Source organism: Ensifer sp. (genome assembly GCF_031989085.1).
Classification (GTDB): Bacteria; Pseudomonadota; Alphaproteobacteria; order Rhizobiales; family Rhizobiaceae; genus Ensifer.
Genome location: NZ_DALZXU010000001.1, coordinates 1,195,392 through 1,217,163, shown reverse-complemented (window position 1 = coordinate 1,217,163; position 21,772 = coordinate 1,195,392). Strand labels below are relative to the sequence as shown.

23 protein-coding genes are annotated in these 21,772 nt (G+C 62.2%); 14 read left to right on the top strand and 9 right to left on the bottom strand.

Annotated elements, in window-relative coordinates; all coding sequences use genetic code 11:
- Positions 1–4 precede the first annotated feature (4 nt).
- Entirely contained in the window at positions 5–2,140 is a 2,136-nt protein-coding gene (locus RTP54_RS05910) for a molybdopterin oxidoreductase family protein (protein ID WP_312361523.1), read from the bottom strand.
- A gap of 69 nt (positions 2,141–2,209) precedes the next feature.
- Between RTP54_RS05910 and RTP54_RS05905 the strand changes: the two genes are divergently transcribed.
- The 4 genes from RTP54_RS05905 to RTP54_RS05890 all read left to right on the top strand — a co-directional run bounded on the left by RTP54_RS05905 (position 2,210) and on the right by RTP54_RS05890 (position 4,995).
- On the top strand, positions 2,210–3,082 hold the full coding sequence (locus RTP54_RS05905) for a 23S rRNA (adenine(2030)-N(6))-methyltransferase RlmJ (protein WP_112810002.1): 873 nt from the start codon (positions 2,210–2,212) through the stop codon (positions 3,080–3,082).
- Between the two features lie 47 nt (positions 3,083–3,129).
- Positions 3,130–3,576 (top strand): hypothetical protein, encoded by a 447-nt coding sequence (locus RTP54_RS05900; RefSeq protein ID WP_312361522.1) that lies wholly within the window; start codon positions 3,130–3,132, stop codon positions 3,574–3,576.
- A gap of 2 nt (positions 3,577–3,578) precedes the next feature.
- A complete protein-coding gene (locus RTP54_RS05895; protein WP_312361521.1) occupies positions 3,579–4,295 on the top strand; it encodes a ribonuclease T2 family protein in 717 nt (238 codons plus the stop codon).
- 109 nt (positions 4,296–4,404) lie between these two features.
- Positions 4,405–4,995: a glutathione S-transferase gene (locus tag RTP54_RS05890; protein WP_112810005.1), complete on the top strand. Its 591-nt coding sequence runs from the start codon at positions 4,405–4,407 to the stop codon at positions 4,993–4,995.
- A gap of 48 nt (positions 4,996–5,043) precedes the next feature.
- Here RTP54_RS05890 and RTP54_RS05885 read toward each other — a convergent pair whose 3' ends face one another.
- Complete coding sequence (locus tag RTP54_RS05885; protein WP_112810006.1) at positions 5,044–5,682, bottom strand: outer membrane protein; 639 nt, start codon at positions 5,680–5,682, stop codon at positions 5,044–5,046.
- Positions 5,683–6,047: 365 nt separating this feature from the next.
- Between RTP54_RS05885 and RTP54_RS05880 the strand changes: the two genes are divergently transcribed.
- The 5 genes from RTP54_RS05880 (at position 6,048) to RTP54_RS05860 (ending at position 10,348) form a co-directional block, all read left to right on the top strand.
- Positions 6,048–6,812 (top strand): SDR family oxidoreductase, encoded by a 765-nt coding sequence (locus RTP54_RS05880; protein ID WP_112818443.1) that lies wholly within the window; start codon positions 6,048–6,050, stop codon positions 6,810–6,812.
- Positions 6,809–8,833, top strand: coding sequence for an excinuclease ABC subunit UvrC (uvrC, locus tag RTP54_RS05875; protein ID WP_312361517.1), 2,025 nt, complete (start codon positions 6,809–6,811; stop codon positions 8,831–8,833). Before RTP54_RS05880 ends, uvrC begins: the two co-directional genes overlap by 4 nt.
- A 201-nt stretch (positions 8,834–9,034) precedes the next feature.
- Entirely contained in the window at positions 9,035–9,622 is a 588-nt protein-coding gene (pgsA, locus tag RTP54_RS05870; protein ID WP_077498627.1) for a CDP-diacylglycerol--glycerol-3-phosphate 3-phosphatidyltransferase, read from the top strand.
- Positions 9,619–9,879: a molybdopterin converting factor subunit 1 gene (gene moaD, locus RTP54_RS05865; RefSeq protein ID WP_112810009.1), complete on the top strand. Its 261-nt coding sequence runs from the start codon at positions 9,619–9,621 to the stop codon at positions 9,877–9,879. The genes pgsA and moaD overlap by 4 nt, the downstream gene beginning before the upstream one ends.
- Before the next feature lie 4 nt (positions 9,880–9,883).
- Positions 9,884–10,348, top strand: a complete 465-nt coding sequence (locus RTP54_RS05860; RefSeq protein WP_112810010.1) for a molybdenum cofactor biosynthesis protein MoaE — start codon at positions 9,884–9,886, stop codon at positions 10,346–10,348.
- Positions 10,349–10,365: 17 nt separating this feature from the next.
- Here the strand turns inward: RTP54_RS05860 and RTP54_RS05855 are convergent, their stop codons facing one another.
- Entirely contained in the window at positions 10,366–11,262 is an 897-nt protein-coding gene (locus RTP54_RS05855) for a branched-chain amino acid ABC transporter permease (protein ID WP_312361515.1), read from the bottom strand.
- 66 nt (positions 11,263–11,328) lie between these two features.
- Here RTP54_RS05855 and RTP54_RS05850 point away from each other — a divergent pair, with 66 nt between their 5' ends.
- Positions 11,329–11,883 (top strand): CGNR zinc finger domain-containing protein, encoded by a 555-nt coding sequence (locus RTP54_RS05850; RefSeq protein WP_312361514.1) that lies wholly within the window; start codon positions 11,329–11,331, stop codon positions 11,881–11,883.
- Positions 11,883–12,389, top strand: a complete 507-nt coding sequence (locus RTP54_RS05845; protein ID WP_312363191.1) for a hypothetical protein — start codon at positions 11,883–11,885, stop codon at positions 12,387–12,389. The genes RTP54_RS05850 and RTP54_RS05845 overlap by 1 nt, the downstream gene beginning before the upstream one ends.
- A gap of 75 nt (positions 12,390–12,464) precedes the next feature.
- Here the strand turns inward: RTP54_RS05845 and ndk are convergent, their stop codons facing one another.
- Positions 12,465–12,887, bottom strand: a complete 423-nt coding sequence (gene ndk, locus RTP54_RS05840; protein WP_025426476.1) for a nucleoside-diphosphate kinase — start codon at positions 12,885–12,887, stop codon at positions 12,465–12,467.
- Positions 12,888–12,990: 103 nt separating this feature from the next.
- Entirely contained in the window at positions 12,991–13,680 is a 690-nt protein-coding gene (locus tag RTP54_RS05835; RefSeq protein WP_112810013.1) for a glutathione S-transferase family protein, read from the bottom strand.
- Between the two features lie 141 nt (positions 13,681–13,821).
- Here RTP54_RS05835 and RTP54_RS05830 point away from each other — a divergent pair, with 141 nt between their 5' ends.
- The gene (locus RTP54_RS05830; RefSeq protein WP_312361513.1) at positions 13,822–14,334 is read left to right on the top strand and encodes a DinB family protein; all 513 of its coding nucleotides are present in this window, start codon (positions 13,822–13,824) and stop codon (positions 14,332–14,334) included.
- On the opposite strand, the gene RTP54_RS05825 is transcribed toward RTP54_RS05830, so the two are convergent.
- Positions 14,275–16,929: an AMP-binding protein gene (locus RTP54_RS05825; RefSeq protein ID WP_312361512.1), complete on the bottom strand. Its 2,655-nt coding sequence runs from the start codon at positions 16,927–16,929 to the stop codon at positions 14,275–14,277. The two genes, RTP54_RS05830 and RTP54_RS05825, sit on opposite strands and share 60 nt — an antisense overlap.
- A gap of 327 nt (positions 16,930–17,256) precedes the next feature.
- Between RTP54_RS05825 and RTP54_RS05820 the strand changes: the two genes are divergently transcribed.
- Positions 17,257–18,264, top strand: a complete 1,008-nt coding sequence (locus RTP54_RS05820; protein WP_312361511.1) for a GGDEF domain-containing protein — start codon at positions 17,257–17,259, stop codon at positions 18,262–18,264.
- Positions 18,265–18,330: 66 nt separating this feature from the next.
- Here the strand turns inward: RTP54_RS05820 and RTP54_RS05815 are convergent, their stop codons facing one another.
- The 3 genes from RTP54_RS05815 to RTP54_RS05805 all read right to left on the bottom strand — a co-directional run bounded on the left by RTP54_RS05815 (position 18,331) and on the right by RTP54_RS05805 (position 19,525).
- Positions 18,331–18,801 (bottom strand): MarR family winged helix-turn-helix transcriptional regulator, encoded by a 471-nt coding sequence (locus RTP54_RS05815; RefSeq protein ID WP_112810017.1) that lies wholly within the window; start codon positions 18,799–18,801, stop codon positions 18,331–18,333.
- A gap of 88 nt (positions 18,802–18,889) precedes the next feature.
- Positions 18,890–19,168 (bottom strand): hypothetical protein, encoded by a 279-nt coding sequence (locus RTP54_RS05810; protein ID WP_312361510.1) that lies wholly within the window; start codon positions 19,166–19,168, stop codon positions 18,890–18,892.
- Between the two features lie 69 nt (positions 19,169–19,237).
- The gene (locus tag RTP54_RS05805) at positions 19,238–19,525 is read right to left on the bottom strand and encodes a hypothetical protein (protein ID WP_312361508.1); all 288 of its coding nucleotides are present in this window, start codon (positions 19,523–19,525) and stop codon (positions 19,238–19,240) included.
- Positions 19,526–19,850: 325 nt separating this feature from the next.
- On the opposite strand from RTP54_RS05805, the gene RTP54_RS05800 reads away from it, so the two are divergent.
- The gene (locus RTP54_RS05800) at positions 19,851–21,740 is read left to right on the top strand and encodes an ABC-F family ATP-binding cassette domain-containing protein (protein ID WP_312361507.1); all 1,890 of its coding nucleotides are present in this window, start codon (positions 19,851–19,853) and stop codon (positions 21,738–21,740) included.
- Positions 21,741–21,772: the final 32 nt, after the last annotated feature.

Below are 21,772 nucleotides of genomic sequence, written 5' to 3'. Positions count from 1 at the left end.
GTGGCTAGGGGGCTGGTCTGACCCAGACCCTGTTGTCGTGGAACGCGGCCCCGCCGTAGGGCGCAACCGCATCGGCGCCAGTAAGCACATTGATGCCCTCGCCGTCGAGATGGGCGCCGTTCGGCCAGAGCCCCTCGGCGATGACAACGCCGCGCCGCGCGCCGCCGCCAACCATCACATGCAGGCGTACCTCGCCGCGTCGATTGCCGAGCATGACGATATCGCCGTCGCCGACGCCGAGCGCTGCCGCATCGTCCGCGTGCATCATCACCGCAGGGCGGACTTCCTTCTGAACCGAAGACGGGGTTTCCGCGAAGGTCGAATTCAGGAAGGACCGCGCCGGCGACGTCGCCAGGCGGAAAGGATGGTCAGCGTCTGCGACCTCGATCAGGTCGACATGGTCGGGGAATTCCGGCAGCGCGGCATGCGGTCCCTGCAGGCCCATCGACTTGGGCGGGCGGTTCGGCGCCGGGGTGCCGGTCCAGTCCGCCTTGAAGCGGAACTTGCCGTCGGGATGACCGAAGCCATTGAGATAATGTGCGTCCTCGAACGCCGGCTGACAGTCGAGCCATTTCTCCCGCTTCATCTCGTCGTAGCCGATGCCGTAATTGGCAAGCAGCCGGTCGATGTGCTGACGCTCACTGAGGCCAAAGCCGGCATGATCGGCGACGCCGAGGCGCCTTGCCAGTTCCTCGATGACGAACAGATTGGTGCGCACGGTCGATGGCGGCTCCACCACCTTCGGACCGATCAGGATATGCTGATGGCCGCCGCCGCGGTAAAGATCGTCATGCTCAAGGAACATGGTCGCCGGCAGCACGATATCGGCAAGCTGCGCCGTGTCGGTCATGAACTGCTCGTGCACCGCGACAAAGAGATCGTCGCGCAGGAAGCCGCGTTTCACCAGCCGTTGTTCCGGCGCGACATTCACCGGGTTGGTGTTCTGGATCAGCATCGCCGTCACCGGACCGCCGTGGCGCAGCGCCTCTGCATCACCGGTCAGCACGCGCCCGATCTGTGACTGGTCGAGCATGCGTATATCGGGGTCGTGGAACGCGGTGCCGATGAGCTCGCGCTTGTCGAGCTTGAAGATGTCGTTGTTGGAATGAAACGCGCCGCCGCCTTCATGCTTCCAGGAGCCAAGCACGGTGGCGACAGAGGCGGCCGCATGGATCGCCACGGAGCCGTTGCGCTGGCGGGTAAAGCCGTAGCCGAGACGGAAGAAGCTCTTCGGCGTCGTGCCGACGAGTTTGGCGAACGCCTCGATTTCCTCGACGGACAGGCCTGTGATCGCGGACGCCCATTCGGGGTTCCGCGATTTCAGATGGGCTTCGAGCCCCGCCGGATCGTCGGCGAACTCAGCCATATAGGCGCGGTCGGCGTATCCGTCACGGAAGGCGACATGCATCACCGCACAGGCAAGTGCGGCGTCGGTGCCCGGCTTCAGCACCAGGCCCATGTCGGCCTGCTTGACGGTGGGATTGTCGTAGATGTCGATCACGACGATCTTGGCGCCGCGTTCCTTGCGGGCCTTGATCGCGTGGGTCATGACGTTGACCTGGGTGGCAACCGCATTCGTGCCCCAGATTACCACGCAATCGGACTTCGCCATCTCGCGCGGATCGGGACCGCGCAGCGAGCCGGTCGCCATGGAGAAACCGGTCCAGGCCATGTTGGTGCAGATCGATCCGAAGAAGCCGGAATAGCGCTTGGCGTGACGCAGGCGGTCAATCGAATCGCGCTGCACCTGCCCCATGGTGCCGGCGTAGAAATACGGCCAGATCGCCTGCGCCCCATGCCGTTGCTCAGCCTTGATAAACTGGTCGGCAATCTCGTCGAGGGCTGCATCCCAGGAAATCTCCTGCCAGCTACCGCTCCCCTTGGCGCCGACGCGGCGCTGCGGCACCATCAGCCGGTCGGGATGATAAATGCGCTCGGAATAGCGCGCGACCTTGGCGCAGATGACGCCAGCGGTATATGTGTTGGCGGCGGCGCCACGCACGCGGCCGATCCGGCCTTCGGCCGTCAGGTCGACTTCCAGTGCACAGGCCGAGGGACAGTCGTGCGGACAGACGGAGTGGCCGATCGACTTTTCTGCTTTGATGGGGGTCGCAACGTTCATGGCTTTTCTATATGGCATCGACAATCGGGCTCAAAGAGCCAAACTTGCACCCATCGAAACAATTGATAACAGCCATCGGCGGCCCTCATGAACTATCGGCATATCTATCACGCGGGCAATTTCGCCGATGTTCTCAAGCATGCGGTGCTGGCCCGGCTCGTCACCTATCTCCAGCAGAAGGAGAAGGCGTTCCGGGTTCTCGATACGCATGCCGGCATCGGCCTTTACGATCTTTCTAGCGAAGAGGCACAGAAAACCGGCGAATGGCGCGACGGCATCGGCCGACTGCTCGAAGGTGACTTACCGGCGCCGATTGCGGCAATCCTCGAACCCTATCTGGCGACCGTTCGCGAGCTGAACCCCGACTCGGAACTGACGCGCTATCCGGGATCGCCGAAGCTGGTCCGCATGCTCTTTCGCCCGCAGGATCGCCTGTCGGCGATGGAACTGCACCCGGACGACTATGAGACGCTGCACCGCCTCTTCGACGGTGACTTCCAGAGTCGCGTCACCGAACTCGACGGCTGGCTGGCGCTCGGCGCCCATCTGCCGCCCAAGGAAAAGCGCGGCCTGATCCTTGTCGACCCGCCCTTCGAGATCGAGGGCGAATACGAGCGACTGGCCGACGGTCTTGCCAAGGGCTATCGCCGCTTTGCCGGCGGCACCTTCTGCCTCTGGTATCCGCTGAAGAAGAACGCACCGATCAAGGCTTTCCATGAGGCGTTGAAGGCGCTCGAAATCCCCAAGATGCTCTGTGCCGAGCTTTCAGTGCGCAGCGACCGCGAAACGACGGGACTGTCGGGATCGGGCCTCATCATCGTCAACCCACCGTTCACGCTCAAGGGTGAACTCGATCTGCTGTTGCCGTTCCTGAAGACCCGGTTGGGACAGGACCGCTTCGCGTCTAGTCGCTGCTTCTGGCTGCGCGGCGAAGAAGCAGCAACCCGGGGCCTTGACTGACAGGCTCGGAAAGCAGCAATCTCCTTTGACGATTAAGGGAGACGCCCATGACTCGCAAGCTCGCTGCAACGCTTCTGGCCTCGCTTTCCTTCGCTACGATGGCCGCACCCGCGGCTTCGGCGGCCGACTATCTCGGGACCTACCGCGACCAGCCGACCTCCTATAGCATCGGCGTATGCGGTGATGCCTCGGTTCTGGGTTTCATCACCTCGCGCTTCGAATACCGGGCGGCGAATTATCTGCACGCCAATCTCTCGATCGCCGAGATCCGCAACATGGGCCAGAACCGGCTCGAGCTGCGCGACTACACACACAGCGTCGAGCGCGAGTATTGCCGTGCGACGGCCGTCATGACCGACGGAGAGCAACGGTCGCTCTATTATCTCATCGAACGCAACTGGGGCTTTGCCGGCGTCGGTCGCAGCATCGAGTTCTGCGTCGGCGGTCTCGACCCCTGGTACGTCTACGGCGCCCACTGCGCTTCGCTTCGCTGATCATGCCGAGACTTTGCCGACAGCGCCGGCTCCTGCCGGCGCTTTTCTTTGCTCTGGCGCTCGCGGGCTGCAGCGACAATGGAGCAGAAAAGAAGCCGCCTCAGCAAACCCCAGGCCAAACGAAAGCGACTATCGCCGTTCCGATCGGCCAGGGCTTTGATTTCTATGTTCTCTCGCTATCGTGGTCACCGACCTGGTGCGACGACAACGACCCCTCGGGCAAGACCAGCCAATGCCGGGTCGGCAGCAATCGCGGGCTGATCGTCCACGGCCTGTGGCCGCAGAACGACCGCGGCTACCCGGACTTCTGCCCGACGCGACAATCCGACCGCGTGCCCGAAACACTTGGCCGCCAGTATCTCGATCTCATTCCGTCCATGGGGCTCATCGGCCATCAATGGCGCAAACACGGCACCTGTTCGGGACTTAGCCAGCAGGATTACTTCGCGGTGACACGGGCGGCACGCGAGCGCGTCGAGTTGCCGGCCGAACTCAACCAGCCACGCCGGGAAAATGCGCTGTCCGTCAGCGCCATCGAAGCCGGTTTCGTGGCCAGAAATCCGGGCATGACGACCAACGCGCTGGCTGTTACCTGCGAGGGCAAGCGGCTGGAGGAAATCCGGATCTGCTTCGACAAGGCGCTGAACTTCCGGCCCTGCCCCGAGGTCGATCGCCAGGCCTGCCGAAGAGACACGGTGATCCTGCCGCCCGCATCCTGAGCGGTCGCGGCTCACCTTTGACGCCGTGCCGCTTCCGTCCGTTGAAACTGCCCCCGATCGTCCGTACACCCTCTTTCGGACGATCCGACGCGAAAAAGAAAGACGCTCGATGAAGATACTCTATTCGCCGACCTCACCCTACTCGAACAAGGTCCGCATGGCGGCGCATTATGCCGGCTTTGCGGCCGAGAGCGTGCTGACCGACACCAGCGCCAATTCGCCGGAGCTTGTCGGCAGCAATCCGCTCGGCAAGATCCCGACACTGATTACCGGCGACGGCAAGTCGATATACGATAGCCGCACGATCATGCACTTCATCGACCGGGAAACGAAAGGCAAGCTCTATCCGAAGAACGCCGGCAAACGTTTGGATGTCGAGATCCTCGAGGCGCTTTGCGACGGCATCTGCGACTGCCTGCTGGCAATCGTTTACGAGAAGCGCATTCACCCGCCGGAAAAGGTGCATCAGCCGTGGATTGACATGCAGTGGACGAAGGTGGAGCGCGGCCTCGACCTTCTGAATGAAAACCTGCCCAAGACCGGCGCCAAGCTGCACGCGGGACATTTCGCGCTCGCAGCGCTGCTTCGCTATGTGGAATTGCGCTTCAGCGGAGAGTGGCAGCGCGGCCGCGCCAAGCTCAAGAACTGGCCGAGCAAATTCGAGAAGCACTTTCCCGAATATTCCAAGTTCAAGGCATAAAAAAAGCCCGGGGTGACCCGGGCTTTTCCTTGATCTGGCAGAAGCCGATCAGAACTTCACGCCCATACCGACGCGCACGCTGTGCTCGTCGTAGCCGGACGAAACGTTCGTGCCGCCAACGTTGAAGTTCTTCGAACCGTAATCGGTGTAACGGTATTCGACGCGTGCGGTGATGTTGTCGGTGACGAAGGTTTCAGCACCGGCACCGGCGGTCCAGCCGACCATGGTGTTCTTGTCGGAACCAGCCGAGGTCGATGCCTTGGCCTGGCCAACGGCGAGACCTGCCGTACCGTAGAGCAGAACCGGGTTCAGATCGACACCGACGCGAGCGCGCAGCGAGCCGTTGACACCCTGCTTCATGCGCAGGTTGCCTGCGGTCGAGTCCTGACCGGAGTAACCGATGTCGGCTTCACCGCCGTATACGATCTGGCCGCTCTGCATGTTGTAACCACCGTACAGGCCGCCACCGAAACCGGCTGCCGTGTTGTTGCCGGTCGCGTCGTGCTGACCGTGATGCCAGTCAGCGGTACCACCGACATAGGCGCCCGACCAGTTCTTGACTGCCGGCTCGGTGTACTCGGCTGCCGGAGCTGCCGGTACGTCTTCGATCGCGTCTGCAGCCTGGGCGGCCTGGAAGGCGATGAGGGATACGGCCGAAGCCATGAGGGTGGTGGTGAGCGTACGCATAAATATTCTCCTTTTCGACCCGATGCCCCAAGGGTTGGGATCCCTCAATGAAACATCGGGCAACTTTCAATTAACCCGCCCGGTTGACCTGAAATTGGCCAGCAAATGAGGATTCACAAGAGCCAAAATGTGAAATTTTGGTGGCACAATCATGCCGAAAATTTGATGTTGCTTTCGCGCCACAGGGGTTTTATTAACCACGTTTCAAGATTAACGAAAGCTATACTATATAACTTCAAAATAATACAATTTACGCGAATTCCATTAATTTTTGCGAAATGATTCATCAGGGAGAGTTTCAGCGCGGCGTTTCTTGCCTATATCTTCGACCGCTGGCACGAAGATTCGAAACGCGGGATGAAACGTTGAAGAAAGCACTGAAGGCGGCACTCGTAACCGGTGGCGCCAAACGGATCGGCAAGGCTATAGTTGAAGACCTCGCGGCGCATGGCTTCGCGGTCGCCATCCATGCCAACGGTTCGCTCGACGAAGCGGAGGCGCTCGCGGTTTCGCTTGGCAAGAATGGAACGATCGCCGTTGCGGTCAAGGCGGATCTGACCGACACGCGGGAAACCTTGGCGCTGATGGCGCAGGTCAACGCAGCGCTCGGACCGATCGACGTGATCGTCAACAATGCCTCGCTGTTCAAGAAGGACAGCCTCGACGCATTCGATGAAACGGTATGGGACCGACATTTCGCCCTGCATGTGAAGGCGCCTTCCCTGCTCGCCAGTGATTTTGCACGCCAGCTGCCGCGTGGCATGTCGGGCCTCGTCGTCAACGTGATCGACCAGCGCGTCTGGTCTCCAAACCCGCGTTTTTATTCCTATATGTTGTCAAAGTCCGCATTGTGGACAGCAACACAAACGATGGCACAGGCACTCGCACCGGATATCCGCGTGAACGGCATCGGCCCCGGGCCGACACTGCCGAACGAGCGGCAGGATCCGCGCGATTTCCAGGCACAGGTCGACGCTGTGATTCTGAAGCGCGGTCCGGCGCTCGACGAATTCGGGCGGACGATCCGGTTTCTTTATGACACGCCGTCGATTACCGGGCAGATGATCGCTCTCGACGGTGGCCAGCACCTCGCCTGGGAAACGCCTGACATCAGGGAGATAGTGGAATGAACGGACGCGTGCCGACAGACGGCGGCATCCTGTATGACGGCAACGATGTCGAAGACGACGATGACGCGATCGAGACGTCAGAAGGCGTACCGGCAGCCCCGGCCATCGAATGGGCTGAAAATCGCAATGAGGTCGAAGGCCTCAAGGGCGCCGAACTGATCCAGGCCTTCGTCAAGCGTCTTCCGAACGGACCCGGCGTCTATCGTATGTTCAACGAGGACGGTGACGTCCTTTATGTCGGCAAGGCGCGCAGCCTGAAGAAGCGCGTCAACAACTATGCGCAGGGGCGTGGCCACTCCAACCGCATTTCGCGGATGATTCGCGAAACCGCGAACATGGAGTTCGTCACCACGCGCACCGAGATCGAGGCGCTTCTGCTCGAAGCCAACCTGATCAAGCGTCTCCGGCCGCGCTTCAACGTGCTTTTGCGCGACGACAAGTCCTTTCCCTATATTCTGGTGACCGGCGACAGCCGGGCGCCCGCGCTCTACAAGCACCGCGGGGCACGCAGCCGGAAGGGTGATTATTTCGGCCCGTTCGCGTCGGCGGGCGCCGTCGGTCGCACGATCAACTCGCTGCAGCGCGCCTTCCTCCTGCGCACCTGCACCGACAGCGTCTTCGAGACGCGCACGCGTCCCTGTCTCCTGCACCAGATCAAGCGCTGTGCGGCGCCCTGCACGAGCGAGATCAGCAACGACGGCTATGCCGAGCTGGTCTCCGAGGCCAAGGATTTCCTTTCCGGCAAGAGCCAGGCGGTGAAGGCGACGATCGCGACGGCGATGGGCGAGGCTGCGGAAAACCTCGATTTCGAACGCGCAGCACTTTATCGCGACCGGCTCGCCGCCCTCAGCCATGTGCAAAGCCATCAGGGCATTAATCCATCGGGCGTCGAAGAGGCGGATGTCTTTGCCATCCACCACGAAGGCGGCACGTCCTGCATCCAGGTCTTCTTCTTCCGCACAGGGCAGAACTGGGGCAACCGTGCCTATTTCCCGAAGGCGGACCCGTCGCTGTCGACGGCCGAAGTGCTTTCGGCCTTTCTCGCCCAGTTTTACGACGACAAGCCCTGTCCGCGGCAGATCCTGCTCTGCGAGGCGGTCGAGGAACAGGAACTGCTCGGCCAGGCGCTGAGCGAAAAATCCGGTTACAAGGTTTCGATCCAGGTGCCGCAGCGCGGCGAGAAGAAGGACCTGGTCGACCACGCGCTTGCCAATGCCCGCGAGGCGCATGGTCGCAAGCTGGCGGAAACGGCATCGCAGTCGAGACTGCTCGACGGCTTTGCCGAAACCTTCAAGCTCGAACGCGCGCCACGCCGGATCGAGATCTACGACAACTCCCACATCATGGGCACCAATGCCGTCGGCGGCATGGTGGTCGCCGGCCCTGAGGGCTTCGTCAAAGGCCAGTATCGCAAGTTCAACATCAAATCGACGGACATCACGCCCGGCGACGACTTCGGCATGATGCGCGAGGTGATGACCCGCCGTTTCTCGCGCCTGCTCAAGGAAGAGGGCAAGCCGGACCGGACAGCCGAGATCGCCGAGGACGCTGCGTTCCCGGCCTGGCCCGACGTCATCCTGATCGATGGCGGCCAGGGACAGATGACGGCGGTGCGGGCGATCCTGAAAGAACTCGACGTGGAGGACTGCGTAACGGCAATCGGCGTCGCCAAGGGCGTCGACCGCGACGCCGGGCGCGAACGCTTCTTTGCGCTCGGCCGCGACAGCTTCACGCTGCCGCCGCGTGATCCCGTGCTCTACTTCATCCAGCGCCTGCGCGACGAAGCGCATCGGTTTGCCATCGGTTCGCACCGCGCGCGGCGCAAGAAGGAAATGGTGAAGAACCCGCTCGACGAGATCGCGGGCATCGGGCCGACGCGCAAGCGGGCATTGCTCACCCATTTCGGCACCGCAAAGGCCGTTTCCCGCGCCGGCATGAACGACCTCATGGCGGTCAGCGGCATTTCCGAAGCGGTGGCGCGACTGGTCTACGAGCATTTCCACGAGGACGCGGCAAAATGACCCTGGCAGCGCTGCGAACCACGGGCTCGAACCGGATGATTTTGGCCGGAAATCAATGGGGATTTCCGCATTTATGGCATGGCAATTCACCGGACGTTCAGGTGCGATGCGCCAATTATGACACCCTTCGCACAATGATTTGTTGACCTGAGGGCCGCAAAGTCATTCTGTACCTCCGAGGAAGACAGAGAACCCGATACCATGCCCACGCCCGTCGCCTACAGCATCCCAAACCTGCTCACCTATTTCCGAATCCTGATCGTGCCGCTGATCGTGCTCTGCTTCTTCATCGAGGGCCGGCTGCACAGTTCGGACTTCGCGCGCTGGACGGCGGTCACTCTCTTCGCCATTGCCTCGATCACCGACTTCTTCGACGGCTATCTCGCACGCATCTGGAAGCAGACGTCGAACATCGGCAAGATGCTCGACCCGATCGCCGACAAGCTGCTGGTCGCCTCCATCCTGCTGCTCGTTGCCGCCGACGGCACGATCGCCGGCTGGTCGATCTGGGCCGCGATCATCATCCTGTGCCGCGAGATCCTGGTCTCCGGCCTGCGCGAGTATCTGGCAGCACTCAAGGTCAGCGTGCCGGTAACCCGCATCGCCAAGTGGAAGACGACGATCCAGATGGTGGCGATCGTCTTCCTTCTGGCTGGCCCCGCCGGCGACAAGATCCTGCCCTATACGACGGAAATCGGTATCGGCCTGCTGTGGATCGCCGCCGCGATCACGCTCTATAGCGGCTACGACTACTTCCGCGCCGGCCTGAAGCACGTGGTCAACGAATGAACACCGTCAATCTCGTCTATTTCTCCTGGGTGCGCGAACGCATCGGCAAGGGCGAGGAAACGCTGGAGGTTCCCGCCGGCGTCGTCACCATTGCCGACCTTCTTGCGCACCTGAAGACGCTGGGGGAAGAATACGAGAGCGCACTGGAGCACCAGAACGTCATTCGCGCCGCGATCAACCAGGAACATGTCGAGCATGGCGAACCGATCGCCGGCGCGCGCGAGATTGCCCTCTTTCCGCCGATGACCGGTGGCTGATACCATGGGCGCGCCCGTCACCGTGCGCGTTCAGCGCGACGACTTCGACCTTTCGGCCGAAGTTTCCAGACTGACATCCGGCCGCCCCGACATCGGGGCGGTCGTGACGTTTTCGGGCCTCTGCCGCGACGAAGCCGGCACCCTTGCCGCTCTCGAGCTGGAGCACTATCCCGGGATGGCGGAAGCCGAAATCGCCCGCATCTGCCACCTTGCGATCGAGCGCTTCGGACTGCAGGCGGCAACGGCGATCCATCGCCATGGCCGGATCACGCCTGGCGAAAACATCGTGCTTGTCGTCACCGCATCGCCGCACCGGCAAGCAGCTTTCGACGGTGCCAACTTCATCATGGATTTCCTCAAAACCTCCGCGCCCTTCTGGAAGAAGGAACACCTGGCCGATGGCACGACCGGTGGCTGGGTCAGCGCCAAGGATGCCGACGATACCGCGCGCGACCGCTGGCAGCGCTGACGCGCACCACGCCGTCATCACGGTATCGCCTTCTCCTGCCGCGTCACCGCAAGCACGATGACGAGAAAGCCAAAGATTGCAAAATCTCGCCAGAGTATCGGCCCGTAAGCGCCCCAGAGCGTTTCGATAAGGCCGATGGCAGCGGCCCCGAGCGCCGCACGGATGGGCGAACTCTGGCCGCCGATCGCCGCAATGAACAGCACCTTGACGCCGAAGGTGAGCCCGGTCCCGAAATCCATGTTGCCGTAGTAGGAGGCCGCCAGGATGCCGCAGCAGGCGGCTAGCAGCGACGCGGTGCCGTAGGCGGCAATATAGACCCGGGCCGCATCGATGCCGCACAGGGCAGCCGCACCACGATCCTCCGACACGGCACGCCACGAGCGACCGGCGCGACTGTGCGTCAGCACCCAGTGACCGGCACCGACCAGCGCGGCCATCAGGAACGTGTTCAGCAACTGGATCGCCGTCAGCGTTACCGGGAATTTCGGATCGGACCAAAAGACGATGTTCTGGTTCATAAACGGTGGCAACCAAAGGCTCTTCGTATCCGAGGCAAGCCGCGCTGTTTCCATCAGCACCAGCAGGCAGCCGAGCGACGCGACGACAACGGTGTTTGCCGACGAAAAGGCGAGCGGCCGCATGACATAGCGCCCGGCGACGAGCCCTGCCCCGACTCCGAACGTCAGCCCGGCGGCGGCCCCGAGGCCGAGCGCCGCCGGCAGCACCAGCCACAGCTGGTTCCATCCGAAATCGGCAAACAGCACGAACATCTGACCGGAAAAGGCAAAAAGTGCACCATAGGTCAGGTCCGCCCGGCGCGTCACGGCAAAGGCAATGGCATAGCCGAAGGCCAGCGCGGCGTAGAGCGCGGCGATCGGGACGGCATTGGCGATCTGCTGCAGGAAATAGAGCATGGCACATCCGGAGCGTGACAACACCAATATAACTGGTAAAATCGCTTTTACTAGTTAGGGTAAGTTATGGTTTTCACCTGGACCGCACATCGATTTTCTGGCGGCGCGCTGGCGCTCGATGTCGCCAATTCGGTCATCCTGCGCTTCGACCCGGCACGGCGTGTCGATCGTTTCGCCGACGTGCCGACGCTCGACACTTTCGCTGGCGCGGCAAACCGGTTCTGCGTCGAAGCCCCCCGCTTCGGTGCGCTTCTGCCTGTCGCCGAGCGCAACCGTGCAAGACTGCTGACATTGCGCGAGGCGACCGACCGGCATTTTCGCGCACTTGCAAGAGACGAGCAGCGGCCCGAGTTTTTGGCCGACCTTTTGGAAGTGATCGCCGCGATCCTGCGTGGCAACGGCAAGGACGGGAGCGCGCTCGACACGGCAACGGCCCATTCCGCACTTGGCCTCGCCGCCAATCCCGAGCCCGACCGGCTGAAGATCTGCCCCAATTGCGGCTGGCTGTTTCTGGACAGGAGCCGCAATCGCAGTCGTACCTGGTGCGACATGGCGGTCTGCGGCAACCGCAGCAAGGCCAAGCGTCACTATCACCGCAGCAAGGAGGAGGTTCAGGGATGATGAGGATGATCGCGCTGCTTGCGACATTGACGGCTGCGGCGCTGATATCGGGTTGTCAAAGGGAAACTGGCCCCGATCCGCTGAAGCTGACGGGCAAGATGTTCGTCTTCAACTACCGGCTCGCCTACGCCACCTACATGATTACCCTCAGCAAGCTTGAACCGGTGCCGGAAGGCAGCACCGTCGTTGCCACATTCGAGAATCCGGCCGGCGGTGAGCCGTTGACCCTCACGCGCAAGCTGTTTGCGAAGCTGGAAAAGGTGGTGCTGGAAAGCCCCGATATCACCTGCGTGAAAAAAGAACGTCCCTATGCGGTGACGATCGAGGTCAAGGGGCCGGCCGGAGAGGCGTTGCAGACGCTCGAAACGACCGTGACCTCCGACATCGACCAGGACATGATGCCGGCAAAAGCGCTTGTGGAGGGCCCCGCCTATGACAAGAACCCGGCGGTCTTCAGGGATGGCAAGGCGCCGGAGCATTTTGAAACGGCAAAGTGCCCGACATGAAAAAACCGGAGCGTTTCCGCTCCGGTTCAATCTGAATCATTTCACGCCGTTGCGGCCGGAAATGCAGAACTTGAATCAGCCGACGATTTCGGTGCCGGAGAACCAGTACGCAATTTCTTCAGCAGCCGTTGCCGGAGCGTCCGAACCGTGAACCGAGTTTTCGCCGATCGAAAGAGCGTGAACCTTGCGGATCGTGCCTTCGTCAGCGTTTGCCGGGTTGGTGGCGCCCATGATTTCGCGGTTCTTGGCGATGGCGTTTTCGCCTTCGAGAACCTGAACGATGGTCGGGCCAGAGGACATGGACTCTACGAGTTCGCCGAAGAACGGACGTTCCTTGTGAACGGCGTAGAAGCCTTCGGCTTCGCGGCGGCTCATCCAGACGCGCTTGGAAGCAACGACGCGCAGGCCGGCGTCTTCAAGCATCTTGGTGATGGCGCCGGTCAGGTTACGCTTCGTTGCGTCCGGCTTGATCATCGAAAAGGTACGTTCAATCGCCATTGGCTCAATTCCCTTGTTGTCTTGAGAAGTGGCGGTTCATTAGCCGCCAATCCCGCGCAAAACAAGGGGGTTCGCTCATGATTCGCGGCCGGTCCCGCGGGTTTCACGCCGCTGTCACAGTGCGTCCGATGCCATCGTGCAGGTCGAGACAGCGCTCGAACCAGTCGGTGACGGGATCGCCGGGAGACAGCAGGCGCTGAGGCGATACGATGCGCGGCCATTGCAGCGCGCCGAAGACGATGTAGTCGGAAAAGAGTGGACGTTCGCCACCGAGATAGGGCTGAAACTTCAGCATGTGGCGCAGCGGTTCGAGCTTTTCGGAGAAGGTCGCAAGGCTGGCACGCCCCGTTTCAGCCACCGCTTCGAGCGTTGTTCCGAAGCGGACCTCGCGGCTTTCGCGGAAGTAGGCGCGATCGACCGGATCGAGGCTGTCGTGAATATCCTTGATGACGATCCGGACGATCGTCGGATGCAGTGTCGTCTGCGACCATCCCTCGACGAAGCGGGCCATGGCCATGCCTCCAGGGCCGCCAAACAGTGACGGCCGATCCGGGTAGGTCTCCTCGAGATAGACCGCGATCGCAAAACTGTCCTGCACCAGCCGATCGCCATCGCGCAACAGCGGAACCAGCTTGGGCGCGCCTTCTTCGACCTGCGGGATCTCCGCAAACCCGACCGGCACGACATCGAAATCGAGCGCCTTGTGCGCAAGCGACATCTTGGTCTTCCAGACATGCGGCGAAAAAGAGCGGGTCCTGTCGGCGCCGCAAAGCGAATAAAGTTTCCTGCTCACGTAATCTCCTGGCGGCAATGAGGTCGTCTTCGTGCATTCGAGGCCAGACGCGCAGAACGATCAAATGATTTAATTTCATGGGTGGCATTCGCCACAGGAATGCGGATCTGCGCTACGGTTGCGGGTTCACAGGAGAGACAGATGCTCGATCATTTCCGCATGTTCGCCGACTACAACGAATGGGCAAACCGCCGGCTCTATGCCGCAGTAGCACAACTGACTGAAAGCGAGTTGAGGGAGAGCAGAGGCGCGTTCTTCGGATCGGCACTCGCGACCCTCAATCACATTCTCGCGGCCGACCGGATCTGGATGAAGCGCTTCACCGGCGAAGGCGATGCCCCGACGGCGCTCGACGTGACGCTTCACGACGATCTTGCCAGCCTCGCGACCGCGCGCGAGCGGGAAGATGCGCGGATCATCGCCTGGCTCGCGGGCCTCGACCCGGCGCGGCTTGGAGCAACCTTCACCTACACGCCGCTTAGCTCGTCCAACGGTATCACGCAAAGGCTCGGACCGACGCTTGCCCATGTCTTCAACCACCAGACCCATCATCGCGGTCAGGTGCATGCAACGCTGACAGCGCTCGGGCGTCCGTCAATTGTGCTGGATCTCGCGTTCTTTCTGTGGTCCGACGGCGAGAAATGGGCGCGTTAGAACGGCTCGCGGGATGATCGGCAGCACGCGGTCGACCGACAGCCGGCCATCTGCGGCCATGCGGAGCAGCCTGCCCTGCAGCAGCCAGCCTGCAAGACCAAGCCCGATGCCGCCAGCGATCGACACTGTCGAGAAAAGCATGCCCGGAATCTGTCCCTGCAACGGCGCCATCAGCAATTCGGGCACGAAACGATGCAGGATGTAGATATGGAAACCGGCCGCCGATAGCGGCAGCACCAGCCGCGCGACCCGGCGCGGCACGCTGACGCGCGGCAAGTAGACGAGCGCGACAAGCACCACGATCAAGAGCAGATACTTGATCTTTGTCCCGATCCAGACACCCTCGTAAAGGCCGAAAAACAGAAAGCTGCCCGTTCCCGCCGCCGCCAGCAGAAATCGCTGACGATGCGTTTCGGCGATCGCCGCGCACCAGCCGATCACGGCGAGGTAGAAGATCCACGGCAGGGTGAAGATCTGGCGATTGCCCATGGGCCACAGCAGCGGCAACGCCAGCCGGGCGATCAACGCTACCCCGAGCAGCAGCATGCCGGTTGCAAACGGCCGCCGCGCGGCATGGCGCCGGAAGCGCGGAACGGCAAACAGCGCCACGAAGACCAGCATCATCTGACAATAGGCTTCGATGAACCAGTAGAGATAAGGCACCATGTCACGCGCTTCCGGCAGGGCAAAGCCGAAATTGCCGACGAGGAAGACCGAGGCCCAGGGAACCTCGCGCCAGACGGCGGCATAGGCGCCGACGATGAGATAATAGGGCACCAGAATTTGCGCCAGCGGCCGCAGGATGGCAAAGCCTTGGCCCGCCAGGAGCGGCCCCGTCTGGAAGCGGGCGAGACTGAAGCCGGCAAGGATGACCATGGCTGCCGATCCACCCGGCAACGGCCACAGCGTCTCGTGATGAAGAACGACGAGCAGGATCGCCAAGGTACGGATGAGCAAATCCGTGCCGATGCGTATCGTTGCGGTTTCGCGCCGCTCAAGCGCCGCGAGCGTTGCAATCGACATGGTCTCCCACATCTCCGGTGCCTGGCCGAGCGCCTTTTCCAGGCCGACAGAGAGCTGCACGAAGCGCAGCGAATCGCCGCCGAGCGAGACGAAATTGTCCTCAGGCCTGATCCGCACGGGATAAAAGACCTGCCGGAAGAGGTCTTCAACTCCCGCGCGATCTCCATTTCCGGCGGCGACCACCTGCTTGGCGGCAAGGTTCAGGGCACTGTAGTCGATCTTGCCCGACGGCAGCCTCGGCAGGCCGGCAACCTCGCTCGCCCTGATATGGGAGAGCGTCAGACCGCTGGCGGCAACGATCAGACGCCGAGCGTCTTCGACCCTGCCCTCGCCCTCGACAAAGACGTGCAGCCCATCGTCGTCGCCTGTGATCGCCGCCACCAGGCCGTGCTGCTCCAGCGCCTGTTCAAGGGTATCGTGACCGATACGCTGTCCCGCGATCTTGGACATGCGCTTCATGCGCCCAACGATGCGGAAAAGACCGTCGGCCTCACGAACCGCCAGGTCGCCCGTATATAGTTTTCCGAGCCCGGCACCCAGGGCAAGGTCCTGCCGCGACGAGGCGTAACCCATCATCACATTGGGCCCGCGATAGACAAGCTCGCCCGCCGTACCGCTGCCGGCGATCGTCCGGCCCTCTTCATCCTCGATCGACAGCGCGCCGCCCGGGATGGCAATGCCGATACGATCCTCATTTCCCTTCAGTCGAGCGGGAGGCACGAAGGCGATGCGCGCCGTCGCTTCGGTCTGGCCGTACATGACGAACAGGTCGGCACCGCGGGCGCGAAGATGCTCGTCGTAGACGCGCACGCGTGCCGGTGCCATGCGCCCGCCGGCAACCGTCATGAAGCGCAGCTGCGGGAAGACGCGCTCGCGAAACCCAACCTTTTCCAGAAGCTCATAGGAATAGGGCACGCCGGACAGATTGGTGCAGCCACTGGCCGCCAGACCATCCAGAAAGCCGGGATCAAGAATGGAGCCATCAGGAATGTAGAGACTGGCACCGACGCTGAGGTGCGCATTCAGCACCGATAGACCGTAGGAGTAATGCAGCGGCAGGATCAGGCAGGCGCGATCATCGGCACCGAGCGTCAGATACTCGGCGATCGATCGGGCGTTGGCCGAGATGTTGGTGGTGGAAAGCCGTACGGCCTTGCCGCAACCGGTGCTGCCAGATGTCGACAGCAAAACGCCGAGGTCGGGATGAAGCGGCGTGACGCTGCCATCGAGATGTTCAGTTCGCCAGCGATCTTCGATCCGTCGATAGCCACAGTCCGGTGCAAAACCGTCGGTCCAGGGCGCGCCGCCATTTGTCCGCGGCGCCTGCATGGCAACCACATGCCCGGCGCCGAGAGCTGCGAGATAGGCAATGACCGCGTGTTCGCAAAGCTCGGGCTCCAGCGACACCAGGCAGCGGCTGCGCGGAAACGACAGGGCCTGGCGGCGTGTCCGTTCGTCCAGTTCGCGATAGCTGATGACGCGCCCATCGGGAAACACCAGCGCGGGACGCTCGCCCCACGCAGCCAGATCCGCAATGAACGAAGGGGGCGTCGTCAATTCGCTGCTCAGCATTCGAGCCTCCCGCCCGATTTAGCAAGGCGGAATATAATCGCCGGGAAAGTCCGTCAACTATAAACATGAACGAAAACAGCAAGTTTTTTTCCTCCTTGCTCCAAGCGGTTGTGCCGCTCACCGGTCAGTCGCAATTCAGCAACCATACCGCGCTGTTTCGTCGACTCGGCGGTTGCCTTCAGACTCCCTTAAATACGGTCCGGTCATAGTGATTGCGGATCCGATAGAGGCATCGAGGACGACCACGGCATGACCAGGCAAGCTCCCGCAGACACCGGCGGATCACAGACAAAAAGCACCGCAATCATCTTGAAAGTGGCGCAAACCATGTCTCAGCTCGGGATCACGGCGCTGCCGCGCAACTACGAGCTCGTTTATGAGGCGCTCTCGGGCCGGCGGCCGCAGCTTTCGCGCGACCTCATGGCACTTGGTTCCAAACCGCAGCAGGATGCCCTCGACGAACTCGGGCTGAGGCACATGCTCGTCACCCATGGAGCGCTTGCCGCCGACCGCGCGCGAGTTGCAGCCCAGGAGGCGCTCAGCGAACTCGCGATGCAGCTCAGGCATGGGCTCGCCCAGAAACATGCCTTTCGAAGCCAACTCGACCGCTTCAGAGAGCGCCTGGCTGCCGACCCGGTTGCCGGTCTCTCGGAATTTGCCGATGACGCGGCAAGGCTGCGGGACGCGGCAGGCCTGCTGGTGAATGAAGAACTGGCGTTTCAAGCGGCACTCGAGGCAGGCGCAGAGCGCTTTGCCGAGCTGGAAGGCGCGTTCGAGGAAAGCCGCAAACCATTGACGCGGGATCCCGTCACCGGCCTGCCCAATCGCCTGGCTTTGACGGCGCGCCTGAAAACCTTGCTTGAGGCCGAAGACAAGTCCGAGACGAATGCCCTGCTCGCCGTATCGGTCGAAGGATTGCGCGGCATTGCCGAACAGCATGGCCCCGCCGCCGTCGAAAAGACGCTTGGCAAGCTTTCGACGCTGTTTCGCAAGTCGATCAAGAAGAACGACTTCGTCGCCCGCGTCGGCGGACAGGAATTTGCGTTCATCTGCAGCAATGTCACGCAGGAGAACGCCGCAGCGATCGCATTGCGTATCCGGCAATCGGTAGAGGCGCTCCGCGTCGCCCTGCCCGGCCGCGCCTTCACCCCGGAGGCACTTTCGCTCTCCGCCGGCATCGCGATGGCCCAGCCGACGGATGCGCCGAGTGATTTCATCCAGAAGGCCGAATTGGCGCTTGCCGCCGCGCGCGCAGGTTCCCGCTCGGGCATTCTTGCCTATTCGGCCGAGCTCGGCGGTAAACGAACCAAGACCTATTCGCCGCACGCCGCCTGAACCGGGCGGCGCGATCGCGAACCGTCAAAGCCCCTTGTGCGACGCGGTTTCGTCGCGCCTATAGGCCTAGGCGGCCTCTGCCGGCAGCTCTTGGCCGATCATCCGGCTCGAGCCGATTTCGCAAGCCTTATCGCCCAGCACACCGAGCAGGCGATAAAGATCCGAACGCTCCTTGTCGTCGAGGGCGGAGAAAAGCTCCTCGATCATCTGGCGACGCGGCTGGAGCGCGGCTTCGAGGCCAGCACGCCCGAGGTTTGTGATCGAGATGATCTTGGCCCGCCGGTCGTCCGGGTCCGGCTCACGGATCACCATGCCGTCCCGCTCCAGGCCGTCGATTGCCTCGGTTACGGTTCGCGGCGCAAAGCTGAGCGCCGAGGCGATGTCGGCGCAGCGACAGGGGCCGAGTTCGCTGAGGTAGAACAGGAACTTGCTGCGCGCCAGCGATACGCCTTCTTCACTCATCGACACGTTCACCAGGCGATGGACGCGGTGGTAAAGTTCGAAGAGCCGTTCAGCGACTTCTATTTTTTCTGTCATGGCAAATCACCTCTTTGGCAACGCCAAAACGAGATAACCCGGCCCCGCATGGCGGGACCGGGTTATCAGGTCGTCCGTCTGGCGTGGTTTACTGATTGTCCTGGCTGACCTTGCCGAAGGCCTTTGCTTGACCGCGCGCAATTGCGCCGGTCGCGGTGGTATCGACCGCCTTGTTCTCGACGCCGGCGTAGTAGTCGCCGCTATCAACGGTGCTTGCGGAGGCGCCCGCACCTGCCGAAGCGGCCGCGCGGCCGGTAAACAGCGGCGTCGGGCTGACGCCCTCGTAGTAGCTGCCGCCGGCAAAGGCCGTGGACGCGCCGGCAAGCGTTGCAGCGGCAACGAGAAGCGTTGCGATGGACTTGTTCATGGGAGTCTTCCTTGAAGGAGATGAGGTGTCATGGGGCAGGACGCCCCATGACCATCGAAGCACTGCGCCTTAGCGGGAGATGCCCTGGTAGTATTCGCCTTCGCCGCCGCGAACGACACGCGGGGCAACACTGTAGTTGCTGACCGAGCCGGTTGCGGTGCGGTCGACATAACCGGCTTCCGAACCGCGAATGTTCAAGTTGGAGCTTCCGGCGGCGCTGGGTCCGCGCTCGGTAAAGAGCGGCGTCGGGCTGATGCCTTCGTAGTAGCTGCCGCCGGCAAAGGCGGCCGAGGCACCACCGAGAACGGCAGTGGCAACGAGGGCTGCGGCGAGTGCGGTGTGGATGGTGGTTTTCATCGTCTTTGCTCCTGGGAGGCGCGTTCCCTTGAACGCGCGTTTCATCAAAACTACGTCTGGCCGGATCGGTCTTTCCTTAAACGCGGTGGCCTTGCCGATGGCGTTCAGTCGATCGAAGCGGTCCGAAGAGCCTTTCGCTGCCCTTCGCTTAAACAGATGGTCCCTCACGATGAGGATGTGTAGTATCTCTGTTCGGAACGCGTTGTTCAAAAATCGATAACAATGCCCCCTTGAAAACCACGAACTTCACCTCAACGCGCAGGCTCGAAACGGCAGTCGCCGCGCGGCACTTGCCTTCCGCCTTGAGTCCGGGCAAAAGGCCGCAATGATCCAGATTTCCGGCCTTTCCGCCCGCATCGCGGGCCGTCTCCTCATCGAAAACGCATCCGTAACGCTGCCCGCCGGCACGAAGGCCGGGCTTGTGGGGCGAAACGGCGCCGGGAAATCGACACTGTTCCGTATCATTACCGGCGAGTTCGCCTCGGAAGCCGGCACGATAGCGCTACCCAAGAATGCGCGGATCGGCCAAGTCGCGCAGGAAGCGCCCGGCACGGAAGAACCGCTGATCCAGATCGTGCTCAAGGCCGACAAGGAACGCACGGCACTCGTCGCCGAGGCGGAGACCGCCACCGATCCACACCGGATCGCCGAAATCCAGACGCGGCTTGCCGATATTGGCGCCCACTCGGCCGAAGCGCGCGCCGCAAGCATTCTTGCCGGCCTCGGCTTCGACCACGAAGCGCAGTTGCGGCCCGCCTCCTCCTTCTCCGGCGGCTGGCGGATGCGAGTGGCGTTGGCGGGCGTGCTGTTCTCCGAGCCGGACCTGCTGTTGCTCGACGAGCCGACCAACTATCTCGACCTTGAAGGCACGCTCTGGCTCGAGGATTACATCCGCCGCTATCCGCACACCGTCATCATCATCAGCCACGACCGCGACCTGTTGAACACGGCGGTCAACGCCATCGTTCATCTCGACCAGAAAAAGCTCACCTTCTATCGTGGGCCCTATGACCAGTTCGAGCGACAGAAGGCGGAAGCCGACGAACTGCAGATGAAGGCCAAGGCCAAGAACGACGCGGCGCGCAAACACCTGCAAAGCTTCATTGACCGCTTCAAGGCCAAGGCTACCAAGGCTCGCCAGGCCCAAAGTCGCGTCAAGGCGCTAGAGCGCATGGGCACGATCGCGGCCGTGATCGAGGATCACGTCCAGGGCTTTTCCTTCCCCGATCCGGAAAAAGAAGCCGCTTCCCCGATCATCGCCGTCACCGGCGGCACCGTCGGGTACGAGCCGGGCAAGCCGATCCTCAAGCGCCTGAACCTTCGCATCGACACCGACGACCGCATCGCCCTGCTCGGCTCGAACGGCAACGGCAAGTCGACCTTCGCCAAGTTCATTTCCGGGCGGCTTGCGCCTGAATCCGGCGAACTGAAAATCGCGCCGAACCTGAAAGTGGGCTTCTTCGCCCAGCATCAGCTGGACGATCTGATCCCGACCCAGAGCGCCGTCGAGCACGTGCGTCGCCGCATGCCGGAAGCACCGGAAGCAAAGGTGCGCGCCCGCGTGGCGCAGATGGGCCTTGCGACGGAGAAGATGGAAACGCCGGCCAAGGATCTGTCGGGCGGTGAAAAGGCGCGCCTGCTGATGGGGCTTGCGGCCTTCGACGCCCCCAACCTGCTGATCCTCGACGAGCCAACCAACCACCTCGACATCGACAGTCGCAATGCGTTGATCACCGCGCTCAACGACTATTCCGGCGCCGTGATCCTGATCTCGCATGATCGCCACCTGATCGAGGCGACGGCGGACCGGCTGTGGCTGGTGCGCGACGGGACCGTGACGAGCTACGATGGCGACCTCGAAGACTACCGTAGCCTGATCGTCGGCGGCCCGAAGGCGAAGGACGACAAGGCGAAGAGTGCCGGCGCGGACGATTCGCTGTCGAAGGCCGACCAGCGCAAGGCCAATGCGGACAAGCGCGCCTCGCTGGCGCCGCTCAGGAAAAAGATCAATGAAATCGAATCGCTGACGGCAAAGCTGGAGAAAGTGATTCAAGCGCTCGACACGGAACTCGCCGACCCCGCGCTCTACGAAAAGTCACCGGCAAAGGCTGCACAGAAAGCCAAGGAACGCTCGGATGCGGTCGACAAGCTTGCCCATGCCGAGGAACAATGGCTCGAACTTTCGTCCGAGTACGAAGAGGCGATGGCAGGCTGATACAGCCGGCAGGAGCCGGCTTATCGATGCCA

Excerpts from the sequence above, each read along its gene's own strand:
- RTP54_RS05910 (WP_312361523.1), bottom strand. The coding sequence starts at position 2,140 with ATGCCATATAGAAAAGCCATGAACGTTGCGACCCCCATCAAAGCAGAA.
- RTP54_RS05905 (WP_112810002.1), top strand. The coding sequence starts at position 2,210 with ATGAACTATCGGCATATCTATCACGCGGGCAATTTCGCCGATGTTCTC.
- RTP54_RS05900 (WP_312361522.1), top strand. The coding sequence starts at position 3,130 with ATGACTCGCAAGCTCGCTGCAACGCTTCTGGCCTCGCTTTCCTTCGCT.
- RTP54_RS05895 (WP_312361521.1), top strand. The coding sequence starts at position 3,579 with ATGCCGAGACTTTGCCGACAGCGCCGGCTCCTGCCGGCGCTTTTCTTT.
- RTP54_RS05890 (WP_112810005.1), top strand. The coding sequence starts at position 4,405 with ATGAAGATACTCTATTCGCCGACCTCACCCTACTCGAACAAGGTCCGC.
- RTP54_RS05885 (WP_112810006.1), bottom strand. The coding sequence starts at position 5,682 with ATGCGTACGCTCACCACCACCCTCATGGCTTCGGCCGTATCCCTCATC.
- uvrC (WP_312361517.1), top strand. The coding sequence starts at position 6,809 with ATGAACGGACGCGTGCCGACAGACGGCGGCATCCTGTATGACGGCAAC.
- pgsA (WP_077498627.1), top strand. The coding sequence starts at position 9,035 with ATGCCCACGCCCGTCGCCTACAGCATCCCAAACCTGCTCACCTATTTC.
- moaD (WP_112810009.1), top strand. The coding sequence starts at position 9,619 with ATGAACACCGTCAATCTCGTCTATTTCTCCTGGGTGCGCGAACGCATC.
- RTP54_RS05860 (WP_112810010.1), top strand. The coding sequence starts at position 9,884 with ATGGGCGCGCCCGTCACCGTGCGCGTTCAGCGCGACGACTTCGACCTT.
- RTP54_RS05855 (WP_312361515.1), bottom strand. The coding sequence starts at position 11,262 with ATGCTCTATTTCCTGCAGCAGATCGCCAATGCCGTCCCGATCGCCGCG.
- RTP54_RS05850 (WP_312361514.1), top strand. The coding sequence starts at position 11,329 with ATGGTTTTCACCTGGACCGCACATCGATTTTCTGGCGGCGCGCTGGCG.
- RTP54_RS05845 (WP_312363191.1), top strand. The coding sequence starts at position 11,883 with ATGAGGATGATCGCGCTGCTTGCGACATTGACGGCTGCGGCGCTGATA.
- ndk (WP_025426476.1), bottom strand. The coding sequence starts at position 12,887 with ATGGCGATTGAACGTACCTTTTCGATGATCAAGCCGGACGCAACGAAG.
- RTP54_RS05830 (WP_312361513.1), top strand. The coding sequence starts at position 13,822 with ATGCTCGATCATTTCCGCATGTTCGCCGACTACAACGAATGGGCAAAC.
- RTP54_RS05825 (WP_312361512.1), bottom strand. The coding sequence starts at position 16,929 with ATGCTGAGCAGCGAATTGACGACGCCCCCTTCGTTCATTGCGGATCTG.
- RTP54_RS05820 (WP_312361511.1), top strand. The coding sequence starts at position 17,257 with ATGTCTCAGCTCGGGATCACGGCGCTGCCGCGCAACTACGAGCTCGTT.
- RTP54_RS05815 (WP_112810017.1), bottom strand. The coding sequence starts at position 18,801 with ATGACAGAAAAAATAGAAGTCGCTGAACGGCTCTTCGAACTTTACCAC.
- RTP54_RS05810 (WP_312361510.1), bottom strand. The coding sequence starts at position 19,168 with ATGAACAAGTCCATCGCAACGCTTCTCGTTGCCGCTGCAACGCTTGCC.
- RTP54_RS05805 (WP_312361508.1), bottom strand. The coding sequence starts at position 19,525 with ATGAAAACCACCATCCACACCGCACTCGCCGCAGCCCTCGTTGCCACT.
- RTP54_RS05800 (WP_312361507.1), top strand. The coding sequence starts at position 19,851 with ATGATCCAGATTTCCGGCCTTTCCGCCCGCATCGCGGGCCGTCTCCTC.